The 21,411-nt window shown below is 54.0% G+C and carries 21 protein-coding genes; 13 read left to right on the top strand and 8 right to left on the bottom strand.

Translation table 11 applies throughout. The features are described 5' to 3' along the window. Window positions 1-24: 24 nt before the first annotated feature. From TPEN_RS08485 to TPEN_RS08505, 5 genes are read left to right on the top strand one after another with little or no spacing between them, the layout of a single operon-like run. A complete protein-coding gene (locus tag TPEN_RS08485) occupies window positions 25-705 on the top strand; it encodes a hypothetical protein (protein ID WP_011753322.1) in 681 nt (226 codons plus the stop codon). Between the two features lie 57 nt (window positions 706-762). Continuing rightward, on the top strand, window positions 763-1,398 hold the full coding sequence (locus tag TPEN_RS08490; protein ID WP_052885409.1) for a cyclase family protein: 636 nt from the start codon (window positions 763-765) through the stop codon (window positions 1,396-1,398). An 11-nt stretch (window positions 1,399-1,409) separates the two neighbouring features. Continuing rightward, window positions 1,410-2,621, top strand: a complete 1,212-nt coding sequence (locus TPEN_RS08495) for a pyridoxal phosphate-dependent aminotransferase (protein ID WP_011753324.1) — start codon at window positions 1,410-1,412, stop codon at window positions 2,619-2,621. Between the two features lie 2 nt (window positions 2,622-2,623). Beyond that, window positions 2,624-3,145, top strand: a complete 522-nt coding sequence (locus TPEN_RS08500) for a DUF1097 domain-containing protein (RefSeq protein WP_052885321.1) — start codon at window positions 2,624-2,626, stop codon at window positions 3,143-3,145. Continuing rightward, window positions 3,142-4,047 (top strand): dihydrodipicolinate synthase family protein, encoded by a 906-nt coding sequence (locus tag TPEN_RS08505; protein WP_011753326.1) that lies wholly within the window; start codon window positions 3,142-3,144, stop codon window positions 4,045-4,047. Before TPEN_RS08500 ends, TPEN_RS08505 begins: the two co-directional genes overlap by 4 nt. An 8-nt stretch (window positions 4,048-4,055) precedes the next feature. On the opposite strand, the gene TPEN_RS08510 is transcribed toward TPEN_RS08505, so the two are convergent. The 3 genes from TPEN_RS08510 to TPEN_RS08520 are packed head-to-tail and all read right to left on the bottom strand — an operon-like array spanning window position 4,056 to window position 6,052. Then, window positions 4,056-5,063 (bottom strand): AIR synthase family protein, encoded by a 1,008-nt coding sequence (locus TPEN_RS08510; protein WP_011753327.1) that lies wholly within the window; start codon window positions 5,061-5,063, stop codon window positions 4,056-4,058. Then, window positions 5,050-5,556, bottom strand: coding sequence for an ECF transporter S component (locus TPEN_RS08515; protein ID WP_011753328.1), 507 nt, complete (start codon window positions 5,554-5,556; stop codon window positions 5,050-5,052). The genes TPEN_RS08510 and TPEN_RS08515 overlap by 14 nt, the downstream gene beginning before the upstream one ends. Beyond that, window positions 5,543-6,052, bottom strand: coding sequence for a magnesium-dependent phosphatase-1 (locus TPEN_RS08520; protein ID WP_011753329.1), 510 nt, complete (start codon window positions 6,050-6,052; stop codon window positions 5,543-5,545). Before TPEN_RS08520 ends, TPEN_RS08515 begins: the two co-directional genes overlap by 14 nt. Window positions 6,053-6,163: 111 nt before the next feature. Between TPEN_RS08520 and TPEN_RS08525 the strand changes: the two genes are divergently transcribed. After that, window positions 6,164-7,132, top strand: a complete 969-nt coding sequence (locus TPEN_RS08525) for an aldo/keto reductase (protein ID WP_011753330.1) — start codon at window positions 6,164-6,166, stop codon at window positions 7,130-7,132. A 47-nt stretch (window positions 7,133-7,179) separates the two neighbouring features. Here TPEN_RS08525 and TPEN_RS08530 read toward each other — a convergent pair whose 3' ends face one another. Further along, complete coding sequence (locus TPEN_RS08530; protein ID WP_148678039.1) at window positions 7,180-8,265, bottom strand: glycoside hydrolase family 113 protein; 1,086 nt, start codon at window positions 8,263-8,265, stop codon at window positions 7,180-7,182. A gap of 56 nt (window positions 8,266-8,321) precedes the next feature. On the opposite strand from TPEN_RS08530, the gene TPEN_RS08535 reads away from it, so the two are divergent. After that, window positions 8,322-10,277: a glycoside hydrolase 5 family protein gene (locus TPEN_RS08535; protein ID WP_148678040.1), complete on the top strand. Its 1,956-nt coding sequence runs from the start codon at window positions 8,322-8,324 to the stop codon at window positions 10,275-10,277. Here TPEN_RS08535 and TPEN_RS08540 read toward each other — a convergent pair. The 3 genes from TPEN_RS08540 to bgaS form a co-directional block, all read right to left on the bottom strand. Beyond that, the gene (locus tag TPEN_RS08540) at window positions 10,274-10,633 is read right to left on the bottom strand and encodes a PIN domain-containing protein (RefSeq protein ID WP_052885323.1); all 360 of its coding nucleotides are present in this window, start codon (window positions 10,631-10,633) and stop codon (window positions 10,274-10,276) included. The genes TPEN_RS08535 and TPEN_RS08540 overlap by 4 nt on opposite strands. 129 nt (window positions 10,634-10,762) lie before the next feature. Beyond that, window positions 10,763-10,984 (bottom strand): ribbon-helix-helix protein, CopG family, encoded by a 222-nt coding sequence (locus tag TPEN_RS08545; protein WP_011753334.1) that lies wholly within the window; start codon window positions 10,982-10,984, stop codon window positions 10,763-10,765. A gap of 1 nt (window position 10,985) precedes the next feature. After that, window positions 10,986-12,626: a beta-galactosidase BgaS gene (bgaS, locus tag TPEN_RS08550; RefSeq protein ID WP_245534199.1), complete on the bottom strand. Its 1,641-nt coding sequence runs from the start codon at window positions 12,624-12,626 to the stop codon at window positions 10,986-10,988. A gap of 33 nt (window positions 12,627-12,659) precedes the next feature. Between bgaS and TPEN_RS08555 the strand changes: the two genes are divergently transcribed. The 6 genes from TPEN_RS08555 (at window position 12,660) to TPEN_RS08580 (ending at window position 19,653) form a co-directional block, all read left to right on the top strand. Continuing rightward, window positions 12,660-14,570: an ABC transporter substrate-binding protein gene (locus tag TPEN_RS08555; RefSeq protein ID WP_011753336.1), complete on the top strand. Its 1,911-nt coding sequence runs from the start codon at window positions 12,660-12,662 to the stop codon at window positions 14,568-14,570. A gap of 34 nt (window positions 14,571-14,604) precedes the next feature. Next, the gene (locus TPEN_RS08560) at window positions 14,605-15,648 is read left to right on the top strand and encodes an ABC transporter permease (RefSeq protein WP_011753337.1); all 1,044 of its coding nucleotides are present in this window, start codon (window positions 14,605-14,607) and stop codon (window positions 15,646-15,648) included. Between the two features lie 9 nt (window positions 15,649-15,657). Then, window positions 15,658-16,527, top strand: a complete 870-nt coding sequence (locus TPEN_RS08565) for an ABC transporter permease (protein WP_011753338.1) — start codon at window positions 15,658-15,660, stop codon at window positions 16,525-16,527. Beyond that, a complete protein-coding gene (locus TPEN_RS08570; protein WP_052885324.1) occupies window positions 16,524-17,492 on the top strand; it encodes an ABC transporter ATP-binding protein in 969 nt (322 codons plus the stop codon). Before TPEN_RS08565 ends, TPEN_RS08570 begins: the two co-directional genes overlap by 4 nt. Continuing rightward, window positions 17,492-18,466, top strand: a complete 975-nt coding sequence (locus TPEN_RS08575; protein ID WP_011753340.1) for an ABC transporter ATP-binding protein — start codon at window positions 17,492-17,494, stop codon at window positions 18,464-18,466. The genes TPEN_RS08570 and TPEN_RS08575 overlap by 1 nt, the downstream gene beginning before the upstream one ends. Before the next feature lie 350 nt (window positions 18,467-18,816). Beyond that, window positions 18,817-19,653, top strand: a complete 837-nt coding sequence (locus TPEN_RS08580) for a GH12 family glycosyl hydrolase domain-containing protein (RefSeq protein ID WP_052885325.1) — start codon at window positions 18,817-18,819, stop codon at window positions 19,651-19,653. 14 nt (window positions 19,654-19,667) lie between these two features. On the opposite strand, the gene TPEN_RS08585 is transcribed toward TPEN_RS08580, so the two are convergent. Then, window positions 19,668-21,314: a HEPN domain-containing protein gene (locus TPEN_RS08585; protein WP_011753342.1), complete on the bottom strand. Its 1,647-nt coding sequence runs from the start codon at window positions 21,312-21,314 to the stop codon at window positions 19,668-19,670. Between the last annotated feature and the right edge of the window lie 97 nt (window positions 21,315-21,411).

The following is a 21,411-nucleotide window of genomic DNA, read 5'->3' on the forward strand; positions in this document are numbered from 1 at the left end:
CGCCGAACATGCTATAGATTTGAAATGCTCGTCGAGGTCTGGCGTATACACCAGCCGGACTGCCCCGTTGTGAGCGTTTCTGAAAGGTTCCCCGAAGAGAGGCTTGACGCCCTCTCCTCCCGGCTTGTCCGCGGTAAGGTGTACGGGTACCTCTACGTCGGGAACTCGCCGTCGCTTAGAAGCATTTTAGACTCCCTGAGGGGAGACGAGAGAGTGGAGGAAGTAAGGGTAGTCTCGAAGAGGGGGTCGAGGGCTCTGCTCTCGATACGCATGCACTCGACGATGGCTATGGATGCTCTCACGTCGGAGGAGGACGTCTTCTGGCATAGCCCCCTCTTTGCGAGCAACGGGTACGAGTACTGGGTGGTCGTGGTTATGCGTGGCGTAACGAAGCGCCTCAGGGAGTACCTGGAGGAGAAAGGGCACGAAGTCTCCATAGTTAGGAGTATGCGTCTAAACGCATCGACATTCTCCGCGGCGAAGCTCGTTCTAGATGCTGTAGGTATACGCGAGTACCTTGAGAAGAGATTAAGCAACGGTTGCACGTACAAGGATTTAAGGCTCTTCGCTGGAGGCACCCTGGGAGAAGTCGCCGCGCTGACGGGACAGGCTAGGAGCTACCTTTCCGTGAGGAGGAGAAGGGCTCTGGCTACATGCGCAGAGCTCGTAGCCTTCCTTGAAGGTATATTTAAGGATTTCGGTTAAAGGCTTTAGCAGAAAGCTAATCACACAGATATGCGAAAAGTGTACCGGCTGAGCCCCATGAGAATAGTTGATCTGACGATGGAGCTTAAAACAGGGGCGCCCGTATTCCCGGGCTACCCCGTCCCCATCGTCCACACGTGGACTACGATAAAGGAGCACGGGTACTACAGCAACCTGTTAATGCTCGTAGAGCACACGGGGACCCACGTAGACTCGCCGGCGCACTTCATCGAGGGAGCACCCACCATAGACAAGGTCCCGCTGGAGAGGTTCATGGGTAGAGGGATCGTCGTAGACGCGAGCCACCTCCCGCCCAAGGCGCCGATAACCCGCGAGTTCCTAGAGAAGGCTCTAGAGGGGAAAGGTGTAGGTAACGGGTGGGTCGTCCTGATAAGAACCGGGTACGACGCCAAGGCGGGGACTCCCGACTGGTTCAACCACCCGGGTCTCGACGAGGGCGGGGCGAGGTACCTGGCAGACCTGGGCGTGAACGCTGTCGGCATAGATGCTCCCAGCATAGACCAGGCCCCGTTCCCCGGGCACAAGATCCTGCTACCGAAGGGCATAGTGATATTCGAGAACCTCACAAACCTCGGAGAGCTCTTAGGGAAGACGTTCCAGTTCTACGGCCCGCCCCTGAGGATAACGAACGGGTCCGCGAGCCCCGTCAGGGCTTTCGCCGTGCTGGAGTAGGGGGATACCCCTTGCCTAAACCTACGCTGGTTTTTTCTCCCCTCGCGGAGCAACTAGAGCCTGAGGGCGCCTTCGTATACCTCGACTTGGCAGCCGAGGCTAGGCGTAAAGGTATAGACGTTATCAGCTTCGGGATAGGGCAACCCGACTTCCAGCCCCCTAGAGAAGCACTCGAAGCAATCAAGGAGGCGCTGGACAGGGGCTACACGAGGTACATCTCGCCGCTAGGCATACCGGAGCTCCGCGAGGAGATAGCGCGCTACGTCGGCGAAAAGTACGGAGTGGACGTTAAGCCCAGCGAAGTCGCGGTAACCGTGGGGGCTAAGGCAGCGCTCTTCATGACGATCTCCCTCCTGACGAGGCCTGGAGACGAGGTCGTCGTGCAGGACCCTGCGTTTCCGACGTACGAGTGTGTTATTAGGTACGCGGGCGGCAGGCCTGTCTTCGTGAGGCTCGCGGAGGAGAGAGGGTTCAGGCTCTCGGCGGAGGACGTCGAGAGGACTGTAGAGGGCCTCCACAGGGTGAGGGGTATCGTCGTGAACTCTCCGCATAACCCGACGGGCTCGGCGCTCGAGGAGAAAGACGTGGAGGCTCTACTGGAGCTGGCTAGGAGGAAGGGCATGTTCGTGATTAGCGACGAGATATACGAGGACTACGTGTACGAGGGGAAGCACGCGAGCTTCCTCCAGGCACCGGACTGGCGCGACTACGTCGTGTACGTGAGCGGTTTCTCGAAGACCTGGGCTATGACCGGGCTGAGGCTCGGCTACGTCGTCGCCAGAGAAGAAGTCATACGGGCCCTCGAAGTCTTTGCGACGAACATGTACAGCTGTCCGCCCGCTCCTCTCCAGTACGGGGCGCTCAAGGCGCTCCAGCTGGGTACGGGCTGGTTCAAGCCGCTACTAGAGGAGTACCGTAGGAGGAGGGACGCCGCTTTCGAAGAGCTCAGCAAGATACCCGGCGTTAGCACCGTGAAGTCCAGGGGTGCATTCTACCTCTTCCCGAACTTCAAGGAGGTTCTCCGAGCGACGGGCTTGAGGAGTGTGGACGAGCTTGCGAAGAGGTTACTGTTCGAGGCGGGTGTAGTTCTCTTACCTGGGACTGCCTTCCCCTTGAGGGGCGGTGATGGGTACATGCGTGTCTCGTACGTTTTACCGGTGGAGAAGATTCGTGAGGGGTTCGGTAGGGTTCGCGAATGGGTCGAGAAGAATGCGGGTGGGTAGACATGTCGGTTAGGTATAAGGTTCCAATAGAGCTTACAGTTGCCTACTTAGCTGCTCTCAGCCTGCTTGTGACTCTCCCACCGCTCGGGCTACCCGTCTGGGCAACGTTCGTTACATGGGCAGGTTACTTCGCGCTAGGCGCAGACAAGAAAGCGTTCAAGGAGATATACAAGGCCACGCCGCTGGGAGGGGTCTTCGGCTGGCTAGCTGTTGTCGGCTTCGACTACGCTGTGAAGGCTATGCCTGGAGTCCACTACATCATCCCGGTAATGCTCGTCGAATTCCTCGACGTACTCGTACTGATGTACATAATATCGGTGTTCAAGTTCACGGGTGCGGCCGTGTTCTTTGCATTCCCCAGCTACTTCGGAACGTACTACGGGGGGTTCTACCCGAAGACAGGGCAACTCCTCTTAGACGCCACGCTTGCACTGGTATGGCAGGTTGCCGCTAACCTGCTGGGCCCCATCTTCGGCTACCTCAGCATCCGGCTATCGCTACCTGAGAAGGTGCAGGAGAAGTGAGCGCCAGGTTCTACGGAGTGATATCCCCATTCATCACGCCGTTCAGGGAGGACCTCTCGCTGGACAGGGAGGCGGTCGCCTGGCTCGCCAGGTACCAGGCCGAGAAGGGGGTTCACGGGATCTTCCCGAACAGCACTACCGGGGAGTTCGTGCACCTATCGAGGGAGGAGGCCGTCGAGGTAACGAGGCTGGTCCTGGAGGCTGTCGGCGGCAAGGTCTGGGTTATCCCGGGTATCAGCGCTAACTACACTGAGGACTCCGTCGCTCTCGGGAGAACCTTCAAGGACTTGGGGGTCGACGGCGCCGTGGTTACTCCTCCCTACTTCTTCAAGGTGTCCCCGGAGAGGCTGAAGGTCCACTTCTCGACTATCCTCGAAAAGGTAGACCTCCCGATAATAGTGTACAACATACCGGCGACTACGGGGATCAACATACCGGTGGGGCTCTACCTGGAGCTCGCGAAGGAGCACAGCAACCTGGCGGGCGCCAAGGCTACCGTCGAGAGCTTCACCTACTTCCGCCAGCTGGTACAGGTAGTGAAGGCTGAGAGGAAGGACTTCGCCGTGCTGACAGGGCTCGACGACCTCCTGCTACCGGTGCTGATGATGGGAGGCGACGGCGGGATAATGGCGCTCGCAAACGCCGCCCCGCAGATACACCGCGAGGTCTACGACGCGTACAGATCCGGGGACCTGAAAAGGGCGTTGGAGGCTTGGCACAAGCTCTTGAGGCTCGTACGCGTCTACGACTACGCCACCTCCTTCCCGACCTCCGTGAAGACTTTGCTGAAAGTCATGGGTGCCCCGGTAAAGCCGTACGCTAGGACGCCTCTCACCCCGGAGACGCGGGAAGTGGAGGAAAAGATAGCGCAGATAGCTAGGGAGCTGGGCCTCAAAATATAAGCCTTTTTTTACCTCTCCCCGAGTATTCTCCAGAGCTCGTCGACTACGGGCTCGTTTAGGTCTACGATTTCGCCGCCCCTCTTTACGAGGATCCTCTCGCTACCCTCGGTAAGCCTCCCTATGACCGCCGCGGGTATGCCTTCCCTGGAGAGAGCATCCACGACGTCCCTGGCCCTGGAGCCCTCGACGGCTATCAGCAGGGATCCAGAGCTTATCAGCCTCAGTGGGTCTACCCCCAGCGCGCGGCACACAGCCTTCGTCTCCTCCCTTACGGGTATCTTTTCCTCCTCGACGACGAGGCCGGCGTTAGCCGCGATAGCCATCTCCTGGAGGCCGCCGAGGACGCCGCCCTCCGTGGGGTCGTGCATCGCGTGGACACCCCCAGCCCTCACCGCAGTTAAGGCGTCCTTGACCACGCTTACCTCGTAGATGAAGGACTTAGCCCTCTCCAGCACTTCCCTATCTACCTTCCTGGAGAGCTCGTCGTAGAGCTCCGTCGCGAGTATCGCGGTACCCTCTATCCCCGCCCCCTTGGTCAGTATCAAGGCGTCGCCCGGCCTTGCACGCGAAGTCGCGAGAACCTCGCCCTTCCCGCCCACCCCCATAGCCGTGGTGACCAGTATCGGCCTGTCCAGCCCCGGCGTAAACTCGGTGTGCCCTCCCACTATCGTCGCCCCTATCTCGTCGGCAGCCTTCCTCAGCTGGCCGGCTATGTCCCATAGGACATCCTGCCCGGCGCCCTCCGGTAGCAGAACCACCGTGACAAGCCACCTGGGCTGGACCCCCCGTGTAGCTACGTCGTTCGCAGACACGTGGACCGAGAGCCACCCTATGTTGCTCACAGCCCCGGTGATCGGGTCCGCGTGCACGACGAGAACCTTGTCCCCGAGGTCTATCAGAGCAGCATCCTCGCCTATAGCCGGCCCCAGGAGCACGCTGGCGTCCTGCCTCCTAAGCCTCGAGAGGAGCTCCTCGAGCTCCCCGTATGTCAGCTTCCCGAGCCTACGAAACGGCATCCGCGACCCCGATGCGCCTCCTCAACTGCTCCCCCGCGAGTAGCGCTACCAGCGCGCCGAACACCGCCTGGAAGACGTTCCCCGGAAGCTCGGCTAGAGCCGCGCCGACGCCGTAGAGGAGTGTCTCTACGAGGAAGTACCCGAGAATCATCTCGAACGCGGCCAGCAAGACACCCAACGTCCTCAAAGCCGTCTTCCCGGTCCTCGAGAGGAGCCCCGCGAGAAACCCTTCAACCCCCTTGATCACCAGGGTGAAGGGGGCCCAGTGGGCGTAGCCGGAGAGAACGTCTGCCAGCGCTGAGCCGATTCCGCCCGCCAGCGCCCCGGCCGCCGGGCCGAGGACGATGCCCGATAGCAGGACGACGGCGTCGCCCAGGTTGATATAGCCCTTGGTCTCCGGGACGGGTATCTGCACTATCACCGTAGCTACGGTCGTGAGTGCCGCGAAAACCCCGACCGTTGCTACCAGCTTGGACTTGCTAGCCTTCGCCACGGCTCCTAAACCCCTGCGTCGTAAAAATATTTAACTTGCGTAGAAGCTCGCAGAAATCCCTCACGTCCACCCCCATCCTCAGGGAGAGTATCCCGGGGTGCGCCTCCCGCACGAGCTCGACCATGTACTCGGTGTCGTCGACGAAGACTACTTCCCCGGGCGACAGGCGTAGCTCTCGGAGTATCTTCTCGAGCATCCTGTCCTTCCCGGGGTGAGGCTCGATCACTAGGAGGTCGAAGTACCCGTAGACCCCGAGTGCCTTCAGAGCCTCGACGGCGGGTTCCGGGTCGTTCCAGCTCGCCACTGCCAGCCTTAAGCCTGCCTCCCTAGCGGCTCTCAGCGCCTCCTCGACGCAGGGGTTCAGCCTGACCTCCTGCCCGGTGGAGTCTACGACTACGCCGTCGGAGACCCTCCTGAACGGCGGGCGCGTGCGCGAGATATCCCTGTGGGACCAGAGGGTGCCGTCCAGGTCTACCACGAGCGCCTTGATGCCCACACTCCCGGGGTGGAGGCGCGGCTTAATAACTGTTCGCGTGGCAAGGCGGAGGGCTTGTCAGCCCCCGGTACTCAGTTACACTTATATACCCCGCTGTCATATGCCCGAATCGTGGAGTACACGGTTCTAGGTAAAACAGGTGAAAAGGTTTCTAGGATAGGCCTGGGAGCGTGGGAGTTCAGCGAGGCATGGGGGCTCACCGACTACGAGAAGGCTAAGAGCGTCGTGAAGAGAGCCTTGGAGCTCGGGATAAACTTCTTCGACACGGCGATGGTCTACGGCAATGGGTTCAGCGAGAAGACGCTCGGCTCCGCCCTCCGCGAGCTCGGCGCGAAGCGCGACGAGATAATCGTGTCAACAAAGATCCCGGGAGAGTTCCTCAACCCGCTAGACATACCCAGGGCGGTCGAGCACAGCGTGAAGCTCCTGGGGCTAGGCTACGTCGACGTGCTACTCGCGCACTGGCCACCCTGCTGGCACAACTACCCCACCAAGGTCTACGCCAGGGCGATGGAGCAACTGGTAAACGTCGGGCTTGTACGCTACCTGGGGTTGAGCAACTTCCCCGTAGAGCTCGTGGAGAGCTTCCGGAGCAGCCTGGCGAGGGCAGACGTAGAGGTGTTCCAGCACCGCTACAACCTCGTGGAGAGGTGGGCCGAAGCTGAGGTGATACCGTACGCGGAGAAGCACAGGATAACTGTGCAGGCGTGGAGCCCCATAGCCAAGGGGGCCCTCACCGGCAAGTACACGCCTGACAACCTGCCGCAGTTCGCCGACGTGAGGGCCAGGGAGCCTGTCTTCCACCCGGAGAACTTCGAGAAGGTTTGGCGCGTCGTACAGCTCCTGAAGTCTACCGGGGAGAAGTACGGGAAAACCCCCGTACAGGTAGCCCTCAACTGGCTCATAACCTCAAGCCCGGCGGTCGTGCCGATACCCGGCGCGAAGAGCCCCGCCCAGGTAGAGGAGCTCGCGGGAGCGGCTGGGTGGAGGCTTAAGCCCGAGGACTGGGCGGCGCTGGAAGAGGCTAGCCGCGGGCTAACGATCTCCTACTCCGTGTACTACGTGAAGAGCGGCAAGTAAGCGCTGTGAAATCTTCCTCCTTTTTCCCTTAGGAACTACGGGTAGGGCTACGCGTTGCCCGGCGCGCCTCGCTTCGAGCGGTGTCTGCGTTGAAGGATTACGGCGACGAAGACAGCGATCGGTGCCAGTGCGACTGCTACCCACGGGAACACCCATGGAAGAGGGGTGTTGAGCCGCACAGTGGACGCCGAACCCTCAGGGCTGGAGGTTGCGAAGCGTGAAAGCACATCTAGCACGTCGTTCTCGCCTCTAACCGCGAAGACACCGTCGTTCCACGCCCAGACCCCTATGAAGGCGGGCGCTACCTTCTCCTCTACGAGTAGCCCGGTGAGGATCTCCGAGTAGTACCTCGCGTCCGCCGACTCATTGAAGACTCTACGCCTGCCCCAGTTCCACGGCTCGATGTACGCTTCCTCATCGTCTACCCTCAGCCCAACCTCTCCGACAATGACTTTCCCCCAGCCGAGCCTACGCGCAAGCTCCTCCACCTTCGAGACCAGGTACCTCTTCACGCGGACCCCTTGAGGGCCGAGCTCCAGGTCCCAGAAGTCGATACCGACGTAGTCGAGCCCAGCCTTAGCTTGGAGGTCGAGCAGAGCATTCACGTCATCTCCCCCGGACCCGTAGTAGTACAGCTTAGCCGCCGGAAACGCCTCCCTGAGCTCCCTGTACGCCGCCGAGAGCTCTTCCCTGCACCCGGCGTCGTTAACGCAGGACGTCAGCTCGCTGAAGCCTATGTAAGCCCCCTCCCCGTCCCCCAGCACCCTCTTCAGCTCTGCGAGCACCCTGCCGTCGAGGCGCACGGTCTTCAGCCCTCCCCTCCAGCTCCACGAAGGCACGTACTTCTCGCAGAACAGGTTCACGAAGACCTCCCTGCCGCTGCTCCTCAAGGCTTCGATCTGGGAGACAGAGTACGATAACCACTGCGAAAGAGAAGGGGGCTCGACACCCCGGTCAACGTCGTAGGCGACGACCACTCCCGGAACCATGTAGCCCGGCACCTCGCGGGCATCCACCCTCTCACCCCAAGGGACAACCCACGCTACAAGCCTCGCCGAGTTATTGGGCACTGCATACAGAGAAGGCAAGGTTAACAGTAAAATCAGTAAAAATGCTAGGAGTAAGCTACTCATAGCTCTTGCATTTTGCAGAAAATTTATAAGCATATAAATTTTTGCAAGCTGACAGTATGAGAACACGAAAAGCCGGGTCTTTCGTATTATTGGACGAAGCGTTCAAGTTCTTACTAGGAGTTAACTACTGGCCTAGACTATACAACGTAAAAATGTGGAAAGAATGGGACGAAGAGAGCCTAAAGAAAGACATAGAAAAAATGAAAGAACTCGGCGTTAGAGTAGTAAGGATATTTTTAAGGGATATAGATTTTGCGGATGAGAGAGGAATTCCAATTGAAGAGAGTCTGCAGAAGCTACAAAGATTCCTCGATTTGCTTCACGAGAAAAACCTCCAGGCATTCGTAACGTTACTCGTAGGACACATGAGCGGAAAAAACTTCCCAATACCGTGGACCAGCTTCGACAGCCTTTACACCCCCTCTTCCGTGGAGAAGACCGCTACTTTTGCGAGAAAAATAGCAGAAAGGCTGGCATCACACCCTGCACTTGCTGGCTGGATACTAAGTAACGAGCTCAGCTTGGTAAAGAGAGCTACGACAAGAGAAGATGCCCTCAGGCTACTCGAAGCATTTACAAAAACTATGAAATCCGTAGACCCAAATCACATCGTATCCAGCGGAGACATACCAGACAGCTTTATGCAAGAAACCCCTAATGTACGTCACCTCGTCGACTACGTTGGGCCACACTTGTACCTATACGACACCGATCTCGTACGGCTTGGATACTTCTATGGGGCAATGCTTGAACTCTTCTCCAACGCAGGAGACCTGCCAGTCATACTTGAAGAGTTCGGCTTTAGTACACTACAATTCAGCGAGGAAAGCCACGCGCGATTTGTGGAGGAAATTCTTTACACATCTCTAGCTCACGAAGCTTCTGGAGCGTTTATTTGGTGTTTCTCAGACTTCACAGAAGAGAGCGGTGAGCCATACGATTGGAGACCTTTAGAGCTCGGCTTTGGTTTACTGAAGAAAGACGGTAGCGAAAAACTAGCAGCAGACTCTTACAGGAACTTTTCTCATGTGGTCGAAAGAATAGAAAAGCTCGGACTTCACTCTAAGTACAAACGTTTATCAAGCACTTTTGTAGTTTATCCATTTTACTTATTCAGAGACTACGAGTTCATATGGTACAAAGAGTCACTAGGCTTTTGGGAATCCATAAAACCGCACTTGATGAGCTACTCGCTTCTATCCGCCTCTAGCGTTCCTTCTCGAATGGTTTACGAGCTAGACCTGAAAAAGATTTTAAAAAGCGCTAAGCTAGTAGTCCTTCCTTCTGTAGTAGCTACACTTGCTTCTACGTGGCGCAACCTTCTAGAATATGTAGAGCTCGGCGGAACCCTCTATTCATCCGTTATCAGGGGAGCCGGTGCTTTCAAAGCCCTCCACGATGCGCCGACACACCTTTGGAACGAGCTGTTTGGCGTGGAAAACGTTCTAGAGGCAGGCTCCATGGGACGCAAGATCTTCGGAGTCGTTAAATTGAAATTCGTCAGGAAATTTGGCAACCTCAGTGAGGGGGACGAACTATTACTAAAAGTACCAGAAAGCATCTATACTTTCAAGGCGCAAAGCACGGACTCGGACGTAATAGCCTTGGATGACGAAGGAGAACCGGTAATCTTCTTCTCTCGAAGGGGGCGTGGCAAGACCATTCTATCGCTGATACCTATAGAGGTGATATTACAGGCACAGGAAAACGCTCAATGGCACGAAGGAACAATATTTTATGAACAACTTGCCTTTGTTTCAGAGGTAGAAAGACGTTATGCTTCAAAGGATCCTAGAGTCGAGCTACAAGTTTACACGGGAGAAAAGGACGATCTTTTAATAGTGATTAATCACAGCAATGAAAATGTGGAGACAAGCATTACGAGTGCTACAAGAATCGTAGAAGCACAAGTAATTGGCGGTAAAGCAAGGCTATTACCAGAGTCGAAGAGAGAGATGAGAGCTGTATTTCCCCCAAAGTCGGGCTCCATTATTCGTGTCGTTAAAACCTAGCTCTCATTCTCTTTGCTGGTTTTCAAATAGTTTTCAATCTCTTGAATAAGCATCTCAACGCTTATCATCAGGAAGCCGTACTTTTGAAGAGCTTCGTATCTGCTGGGATCACCGCTAACTAGCACGAAATTCTTCTCCAGAACGTATGCTACGTTTACGATGTCTTCGAAGGGAGCACTGAGTGAGTGATGAAGAAGATCGCTCATAATCATCGCAGTTCTTTGTGCAACGTTATCGTCGAGATGCTCAATCACATCGTAGATATTTTTCAGCATTGTTAGAACCTTTAACCCGTCCTTAGTTTTCCTAGAGTAATACAGGTAAGTCAAAAATTCCACGAGAGAGAAAACGGTCACATGAACTTTGTATCGAGCTACGATTAGAGGTATAAGGTTTTTGTAGCGGATACTGTGTAGTAGCGCCAATGCAGGAGCATCCAAGAGTATATCCGTCGACGGCGCTAAAGGATACTCCATTTTTCAGACCTAGGCTTTAGTTTTTTGAATGCTCTTCATCTGTCTAAAGAAGGCTAAAGCTTCGGCGGCATCCACGTCTATTTCAAGCTTCTCAACGCTTTCCTGTACGCGGCTGACGTGCCATTGTTCTACGAGGGCTCTTATCACGTCGTTATAGGACTGAAAACCCAGTTTATCCTTTAGTTCTCTAAGCCTTTTCCAAGTCGCCTCATCTACAGCTATTGTCTTCATCCTATATCCCCCTAAACTCGACGATGTCTTTCTTATACTCACTTGGTATAAAACCTTGCTGGATTATATGCTTATAAATCCTTGAAGAATGCCTTGGAATTCTACTCTTCGTGATGAGGTCTACTTCGAACAAACCGAAACGTTGCCGAAAACCATGAGCCCACTCGTAGTTATCCGTTAACGCCCAATGCAAATAACCTTCTACATTTATTCCTTCCTCTATGGCTAGTAATAATGCATACAGATGGTTTACGAGATAACTGGGACGTATTACGTCCCTAGGATCGGAGGTGCCGTTCTCCGTGACTAAAAGCTTACTCGCGTAGGTCGACCCAATCCTCAATGCATCAATAAGCCCTTCTGGATAGAACTCCCACCCCATTCCATCACAAGCTCTTCCAATCTTCGAGAGTCCGAACGGAACACAAGCGTATCCGTAACCAGCCACTGCTTCGAAGTCTAATACTGGATGTCCGTTAAAGCGACGAGAAGACTCTTTGACAACAATCCTAGTGTAGTAGTTAACACCTAACCAGTCAAGCTTCCCGCCTAGAGCAGCGGGTTTAAGGATATTTTTGCCGTCAAGCGCGACATCTAATCTGCCGTTCTTTACGGCCTCTAGTAGCAACTCGTTATGGAAATATGAATAATGCTCAACGGCTTTTTCTGATTTTGTTCCCTCGGGAGAGTATGCTGGAATTATATTGTAGATTAGACCCACCTCTGCCGGAGAATTAGAGTCGGGATCAGCCTTTACATTGTCAAACTTCTTTATCATATCGTAAGCTAAGGCATGAGCGATAGCAGTGTTTACCAATGCTTTAGGAACTGCCTGGGGCTTATTGACACCTGGAGGAAAACCTGTGTAAGTGCCTAGATAGCCTAGCTCTATAGGTACTACTGGTTCATTAAACGTGGACCACATATCTACTAAGTCGCCAAACTTCCATGCAACGTAAGCTGCGTACTTCGCCATCTCAATAGGGAAGCTTTCCTCGAGGAGGCCTAAAGGTCCCTCAGAAAGCTCAGAAGACTTCGCCCTTATAGGGTCGTGAATCCAGTAAGGTAACGTAAAGTGTACAAGGTTTACGATTACTTTGAATCCTCTTTTGCGTAAGTCAAGCAGTATTTCTCTGTACATCTGCACGGCCTTCCGACAAGCATACCTGTCCAGAGCCCTAAGGGTATCCTCGTCTATCCTTACGCTCTTAACGAAACCCAAGGAATCCTTCTCAAAATCTACCTCTATAAACCAGGTCGGATGTGGAAAGATTCTGCTCCACTCTATTCCCAGCCTGTAAGTGTTAAGTCCCAGCTCCCTTGCCAATTCATGATCCTTCCCAAATAGTTCGAAGTAGTTTATACCGTCTTCTGGCAGATCTCCACTGACAAGTCTGGAAGAGATGTTGTGAGGGTCACGTACCCAGTGCCACCAATCGGTGTTTGTGTCTATGAAGCGCCTATACTCGTCTCCCATCTCGAACTGAAAACCTGACTCGGAGACTCCCCACCTAAATTTTTGCGGAAACATCATTGTACTCATGTTCGAAGCACCTTTGCCATTTTTTGGGGATTTACCATTATATAAATCTTTACCCTGTTGTAATATTATAACTTCGTAGAAAAACTTATAAGTATCCATGTTCACATCAATCTTGCAACAGAGGCTGAAAATATGAAAAAGGCAAAAGTTGCACCAATACTGGTACTAGTAGTTCTCGCGACAATCGCCCCTGTTTTCGCAGCGCCCGAGACTATACCCAGGGAGGAAGCCATCTACGTCGGCGGCGGAATGTGGTCTCCACCGAACAACTGGAACCCCCTAATACCGTGGTCCGCTGTAACGGGTACAATAGGGCTTGTCTACGAAACATTGTATCTATATAACCCTGCAAACGGAACTTTCATTCCTTGGATAGCCGATGGTCAACCCAGCTTCCAGGTAAGCGGTAATACAGTGAGAATAACAATTAAGCTAAAAGAGGCAAGATGGCAGGACGGGCAACCGCTTACAAGCGAAGATGTTGCGTACACGTTCTACGAGTTTCCGAAGAAAAACACAGCCGTCTATTATTCTAGCATTCTAAACTACCTGCTGTCCGTTGAAACACCCGACACCAGAACCGTAGTTTTTGTCTGCAATGCCACAACCGTAAACTACCCGCAGATCTACGATTTCCTGAGATCAGTCGCTATAATCCCGAAACATGTATGGGTTAACAAGGAAAAACCATTGGAAGATGCAAACTGGCCGCCCATAGGCTCCGGGATGTACAAGGCTAGTAGCTACACGTCTGACCGCATGATATGGGTTCGCGACGATAACTGGTGGGGCACGAAGTACTTCGGAACACCCGGTCCAAGGTATATCGTATACGTCATGGTATCGAGTAACGCTGTTGCTCTAGCGATGCTGGCTCGAGGAGAGCTGGACTGGAGCAACTACTTCCTGCCAGGCTTCTCCAGTCTTGTACAACAATACCCGTTCTTAGTAACCTGGTATAATAAGTCACCGTGGAACCTTCCTGCAAACGTTGCATTCCTCTTTGTGAACACGAAAAAAACGCCCATGGATAACCCTACTTTCCGCAAAGCTCTCTACTACGCTATAGACGTGGATAAAATAATCAACACAGTATTTGAGGGGGGCGTTATCAAAGCCTTACCTATAGGCATACTCGACATACCTGGATACAAGCCTTTCATCGACACAGAACTTATATCTAGGTATGGGTATAAGTACGACCCCGAAAAAGCAAAGCAATTGCTTGACAGCATAGGGATAAAGGACTATAATGGAGACGGGTGGAGAGAGCTACCCGGAGGCAAGCCTTTAAAACTTACTATAATTGTGCCGTATGGCTGGACTGATTGGATGGAGGCAGCCAGACTTATCGCAAGCGATCTCCAGAGAGTAGGACTTTACGTCGAGGCGCAGTTCCCGGACTACTCGGCGTATAGCGAGGCATTGTACAAAGGAACATTTGACATGTTGATAAACAACTTTGGCAGCTTTGCCTCTATATCCCCCTGGGTTATCTACAACTGGGCACTATGGCCCGATGCCCCACCCGTAGGCGAATACTCCTGGAGCGGGAACTTTGGCAGGTACTCTAATCCGAAGGTAACAGAGCTTTTGCACACAATAGCGAATACACCTCTCAGCGATGTTACCAAGCTGAAGCAACTCTACGGTCAACTTGAACAAATATACCTAGACGAGATGCCTTACATACCATTATGGTACAACGGCTACTGGTTCATTGGCTCGAAGCTGTACTGGACAGGATGGCCTAGCGCCGATAACCCGTACGGCGTACCGGTGACGTGGCCTGGGAGGTGGCAAGACGGCGGCTTATTGGTGCTCCTTAAACTCAGACCTGTGAAAACTCCCACAACTACTCCAACAACTACACCGACCACTCCAACTACTCCGACTACCCCCACTGCTCCGACGACGCCTACCGCTCCAGCACCAGACTACACTCCGTACATAGTGGCGCTAATAGTGATAGTCGCTATACTTGCCGTAGCTTACATGTTCTTTGTACAGCGCAAAAAGAAGGAAGAAACCAAGCCTCAATAAGCCCATAAATATTTTTCTTTTTGGGTGATAGACGATGACTTCAAAGATTCTTCAAGGACATAGGGTTAACAGCGGTTTGCTTAACTATTTTCTTAAAAGGCTATTCATACTACTTTTATCCTTCTTCCTCATCGTCACGATAAACTGGTTAATTCCACGAATGGCTCCTGGAAATCCTGTCGACGTATTAATAAGCAGAATGGGTTTAACTGGGTTACAGGCTTCAGCGGAGCAAATGAGAAGTTACTTTCTTAAAGCATTTGCCCTAGACAAACCTCTCTGGGAACAGTACATAAACTTCTGGCTAGGGCTTTTCCAGGGAGACTTGGGTATCAGTGTCTACAGGTTTCCCACACCTGTCAGCGAAATAATAATGGAGGCAATACCGTACACTGTAGCGCCAGTGGCTCCTGCTCTCCTAGTATCATGGTATATTGGAAATAAGCTAGGAGCTCTAGCAGCTAAGAAGCGCCTACTCGACAACATACTCGTGCCACTCGCCTACTACCTTGCTAATGCACCGTACTTTTGGCTAGGAGTAGTACTCCAGTTTGTGTTCTCCGTAGAGCTCTGCAAGTCAACGCCCATATGTCTGCCATCCGGCTTCCCATACTCCAGGGGGCTTACGCCAAGCCTCAATGTTACGTTCTTGTGGGATGCTTTCATGCACTGGATACTCCCATTTGCCTCCTACGTACTCGTACAAATGGGCGGGTGGATGATAGGTATGAGAAACATGATTATCTACGAGCTAGGCTCCAATTATGCAAAGTACATGGAAGACCTTGGTTTCTCCGATTCTATGCTGAGCAAGTATGTATACAGGCACGCGCTACTTCCGCAGGTTACCGGGCTAGGAATACAGATAGGCATGCTGGTTAGCCTGGGAGTCGCAGTCGAATTTGTTTTCTCGTACCCAGGGCTCGGATACTACTTAGTGAATGCGATACAAAACAGGGACTACTTCCTGACACAGGGCATTGTACTTGTAGTGACAATTAGCGTTCTCGTGGCTAACTTCATCATAGATATCCTCTACGGAGTTCTAGATCCTAGGACAAGGTTAACAGAACAGTAGGTGAGCGCTATGTCCACTTGGTCCAGACTAAAGGCCTCCTTCGTCTGGAGTTTAAAATACCTTTTAAGGAAGCAAAGAGTACGCTTCGCACTCTTCTGGGTACTGTTCACGATCGTGCTTGCCGCTGTAGGACCTCTTATAACCCCGTACGACCCTACTCAAACGGCGGGACCCCCGCGTCAACCCCCATGCAGTAAGTACTGGCTTGGAACAGACTGGTTCGGCTTCGACCTATTTACAAGAGTTGTATATGGTCTTAGAGTATCACTCTACGTAGGAGTCATCGCGGCAATTGTCGGAACAACTGTGGGAGTTCTACTCGGACTAGTCTCGGGGTACTTCGGCGGTCTAGTCGATGAAATCGTATCGTTCGTAGTGAACTTGCTTCTAACCATACCCCCACTACTCATAGTGATACTTGTACTCACTTACATTGGCTTTAGGGGCCTCGAGTTTAATGGACTGCTGATAGGATTACTTCAGTGGCACTGGGTTGCAAGGGCCGTTCGAAGCATAACAAAGTCCCTCCGTTCTCGAGACTTCGTTTTAGTGTCCAGGATGAGCGGGCTTTCCGCGTTCGAAACCATACTCAACGATATTCTCCCAAATATGCTTTCATACGTAGCCTTAGTGTTTGTCCTGCAATTCTCAAGTGCCGTATTCTTCTCAGTTACACTCGAGTTCTTTGGACTAGTACCCGGCAACATAATGTCCATAGGGTTCATACTTCAACAAGCAGTGCTCTGGAATGCAATACAGATGAATGTATGGTGGTGGGCAATAATACCTGGAATACTGATAACGCTGTTTCTGGGTAGCCTCTATGTGATATCGTCTTCTCTCGACGAGCTTTTCAATCCTCGGCTAAGGGGTGAATGAATGTGAACACAATCCTTCAGGTTCGTGACGCCCGGATATACTACGCTGTGAAAGGTACAGAGGTAAAAGCCGTAGATGGAGTTTCATTCGAAGTCCACGAAGGAGAAATACTGGGGATAGTAGGCGAAAGTGGCAGTGGAAAATCAACATTGCTAAACTCGCTCGTAAATGTGAGGCCGCCCATGAAGTACATCGGCGGAGATGCACTGTTTGATGGGAAAAATCTCTACAGGATGAGCAAGGAAGAAAAGAAAAGTGTACTCGGCACACGCCTAACGATTATTCCTCAGTATGCACTGGATGCTCTACCACCAGTTTTCAGAATAAAGCAGTATCTTGCAGACTTCGCAAAAACGCATGGACTGAGTGAGAGCGAAATAATTAAGCTGGCACGAGAGCGGCTTAAGGAGGTCTCGCTGTCCGAAAAAGTACTTGATATGTATCCCATAGAGCTTTCAGGCGGAATGCGTCAACGCGTAGCAATAGTGATAGCCTCCCTAACATCGCCTCGGTTGCTACTGGGAGACGAAATCACCTCCGCATTAGATGTGGTCACGCAGAAGGGGATAATGCTCAACATTAGAAGATTTGTCGATGAAGGACTTATAGGATCTGCCGTACTGGTAACACACGATATATCCCTGATATACCAAGTAGCGGATACAATCATGGTCATGTATGCTGGGAAAGTAGCGGAGATAGCACCAGCAGAGGAAATAGCTAAAAAACCGCTACATCCATACACGAACATGCTGATATCATCTTTAACAAAGCTCGGCGTTAAGGCTTCTCAGCAGAGACTTTCGGGAATAAAAGGACTTCCACCGAGCCTAGCAAATCCTCCGCCGGGTTGCCGGTTCGCGCCCCGATGCCCATACGCGGTTGGCAGGTGTAAAAGCGAGGAGCCCCCAGCAAAAAATGTAGACGGTCATCTTGTAGCCTGCTGGTTGAGGGGGTGGGATTAGTGGTTGAACTGTTAAGACTAGAGAACGTGACTAAGGAATACTCCAGAGGACTCTTCGGTGGAACGAGGTTCAGAGCCGTAGAGGATGTCAGCTTTAAGGTCGATAAAGGAAAGATATTGGCGTTGATAGGCGAGAGCGGAAGTGGCAAGACAACAATAGCCAGGATAATCCTAAGGATCCTAAGGCCTACTAGCGGAAGAGTTATTTTCGAGGGGAAGGATATCTTTGCCTTCGATGCCGAGGAATCTGCGGCTTACTACAGAAACGTTCAAGGAATATTTCAGGACCCCTACTCCAGCTTTAACCCCCTGAAAACGGTGGACGATATCCTAGAGCTAACGTGTAAAAAGTATACGTGCTCGGAGTACCCAGAAAACGCGATTAAACAAGTACTTGAAAGAGTGGGGCTTGATCCGCAAAGCGTTCTTGGAAAGTTCCCTCACCAGCTCAGTGGCGGACAGTTGCAGAGAGTCTCCATAGCGAGAGCTCTATTGGTGAAACCTAGACTACTAGTGGCAGACGAGCCCGTATCAATGCTGGATGCCTCAACGAGGGTGGACATATTAAATATCCTCTACGATCTAAAGACCGGTGAAAACATCTCGACGTTGCTCATAACGCATGACGTTTCTCAAGCGTACTACGTCGGAGACGAGATAGTTGTATTGTATAGGGGACACGTCATGGAAAGAGGGGACGCCACAATATTGGAAAAACCCCTTCACCCATACACGACGAACCTTCTAGCATCCGTACCAACACTTAGCTCCAGGTGGGCGACCGAGGAAAAGATTCGGGCAGCGAGGCTAAGGCTCGAAGCAGAAGAAGAAACAGTCTACACCACTACTGGATGCAAGTACGCTTCGAGGTGTCCCTACGCTTCAGAGAAGCTCGGATGCTTCACAAGGAAGCCACCAGAAATAGAGGTTGAACCCGGACATTTCGTGAGGTGCTGGCTTTATGAAAGAAGGTAAGGTAGCTCTAGGCTCTAGAGAGTTGCTTATAGCACTGTTCACTCTTCTTTTACTAGACGCTGTCTCTCTAGCATACCACATTCAGCGTAGAATGCTTAACGAAAGTTTTTACCTAGGTCTAGTCACTCTACTAATCATCCTAATAGGCATAGTTCTCATCTTAAGAATGGAGGTTTCGTCTTTACCGAGAAAAGCCTCAGGCGAGAATAATGTTGCTCGGATTTAAAACGGCATTATTTCTGCTATTAGTACTAGTAGTCACACTAGCAGGTATTTTCATCACAGTTTTCCGCTTAGAAGAACCTCAGGGGCGCTTAACCCTGGTTCCCTGCTCCCGGTACGCCGTCGCGGTGGCGGACGGGAGCAGGGTTTCGGTCTGGAAGCCGGTGGGGGCGGCGTCTATAGACCCGAACCTATGGGGGCTTGTGGACTTCGAGGGAAGCGGGCTCGTACGCGGGTCGGCGCGGATGGAGTGTAGGGCGGGTGGACCCCTCCTCATCGAGACCGCGCTGGAGGTCGACGCCCCTCTGAGGCAGGGCGTGGTGGCGTACCACGAGGTAATATACGGGGTAAAGCCGTTCGGCGTCGACCCCGCGCACCCCCTTCCGCGCGACCCTCTCCCTCTCCCCGCTAGGCTGGACCTACTACCCAGGGTGGTGGCTCTAGCCGAGTACTCCGTGCACTGGAGCAGTACCGGGGTGAACGTGGCGTACGACGTCTGGCTGAAGAGGAGGGCGGGGGAGCCCGGGGTGTCGCGGGGAGACCTGGAGGTCATGGTCTGGCTTTACTGGGACAACGCCACCCCGGCTGGCTCCGCGGTATCGAGGTTCGAGGCGCCGGTTCTCGTGAACTGCACCCTTAAACCTCTCAACTGGACCGTGTGGATCCAGCGCTCCATAGGGGGAGGGTGGACCTACGTTGCGTTCACGCCAAGCGCGCCCGTACGCTCGGGGAGCGTGGCTGTAGACCTCAAGCTGTTCCTCGACAAGGCGGTAGAGCTCCTGGAGGAGTCGACGCCGGGGCAGTGGTCGGCGAGGGACCTTCACGTAGTATCGGTGGAGTTCGGTAGCGAGGTCTTCTACTCCAAGAGGATAGCGGTGAGCTGGGAGCTCAGAAGGCTGGAGTTACTCGTATCGCCGTCGAAGACCACCGCCGAGGAGGCTTTGAGAGGCGCCTGCAAGGGTTGAAGGAAAGACCCGGCTCACCCGGTTTTCCCTTCCCCGGCGCTCTTCTCCCGTAGCTCGCGCAGAGGCTCCGCGAACTTCCTCATGGCGTATTCCCAGGCGCGCTCCATACACTCTACTGCCCTGTCCGCCTCATCCCAGGTCACGGCGCTCTCCAGCTTGTACCTCCTCGTGTAGCTCTTAGACAGGAAGTGCAGGCACTCCTCCACCTTTCTCGGCACGGCGTCGCCCTCCACGAGGAAGAGCATCATCGAGAAGAGCCTGTGCTTCCTGAAGTCCTCTATCTCGGACGGCACTATCCTCTTCACCTTGAGGGCCAAGGCGTCTACCAGGAACTCCACGGACTGCTCGGCGTAGAACATCGACTGGTCGAGAAGCCCCCTCCTTCTCATCTCGTAGGCTAGCTCCATGTACTTCTGCGCCTCCCGGTAGTAGCTGGCGGCTAAGCCGTCGAAATCCACGGGGCGCCTACGCCTAGGCCTAGCGTAGCCGGCACCGCGCACCGGGGTAACAGCCCCTCTCTTCGCCCCGCGCTGCACGGCGACCGCGGCAGGACTCCAGGCTTCGAGGAGGGGCTGCTTCCGCTCTGGCTCCGCCTTCCCGGGTGGGAGTAGGAGCACCCTTAAAACGCCCACGGTGGTTAGCGGGCCCGCGGCTATTGCTGGCGCGGCTACCGCCGTGCATGCGTAGCAGGGGCTTTTCCCGAACACGTAGCTCAGGGGCTCTACCAGCGACATGTAAGCCGTCATCAAGGCTATACCCGTAGCCGCGTAGTCGTCCCGGCGGGGTAGAAGCCTGTACACGTACGTGGCCGCGAGGAGGACTGTGACGGGCAACGCCACCACAGATACGGCGGTGCCCCTGAACACTTCGAGGGCAGCGTAGGCCGCGGCCGAGGATACCACCGGCGCCACTACGCCCGCGCTACTCCCCTCGAGAAGCACGCGGAGAGCCGCGAAGACCGTGAGCGAGGCGACGAGCACGAGTAACGGTACGTCGAGGTAGGTGTTCCAGCCGAGGGCAGCCTCGTAGGCAGAGGCTGACGCGGCGAAGGCGGGTACCGCTAGGAGCAGTAGGGCCGACCCTTTGCCGAGCAGCGAGGCGTCGCTACGGAGTAGCTCGCGCCACCTCTGGCTAGCCACGGCTACGAAGGCGTAGGCGAACCCCACGTATGCGAGCACGGGCGGCTTGACCGCGAGGGCTAGGAGCCCCGCGAAGAAGAGCGTTACGCCCAGGAACCAGGCTTCACCACCGCTCCCCGCGGTTACCTTGAAGACCGGGTACATCGCTGGCAACGCGAGGATGGGAAGGAGGTACGCCGCCTCCCTCGCGGCTAGGTTTTCAAGCCCGTACGCGACGGTAGACAAGTACGCGAAGACCTTCAGCCTGTACACCCCGCTACTCTCGTCCGGCTGGGCGCACTCCGCTCCGAGGAGGGCTGCCAGGAAGGCTAGCAGGGTCGGCAGGAAGGCTACGTCCCCGCCTGTCAGCGCGTACACCCCGAACCTTTTCGCGGCTTCCCCGAGGGGCTGCCAGCCGCTGTACTCGTAGAGTATCAGCATTACCGCCGAGGCGTAGAGCCAGGCGAAAAGAATCGTGCTGACATTCCTGCAGGCATCCCTCGCTGCAAGCGTGGGTACCTCGCTCGAATCGTTTAAACCCATCGGCACCCACTATTATAGAACCTCGCGGTTTTAAATTGGTAACTAAAGAGTTAACAGCGCTCAGCCCCGGTGCCGGGGGACCGATCCCCCTCTACCG

The organism is Thermofilum pendens Hrk 5, from assembly GCF_000015225.1.
Classification (GTDB): Archaea; Thermoproteota; Thermoprotei; order Thermofilales; family Thermofilaceae; genus Thermofilum; species Thermofilum pendens.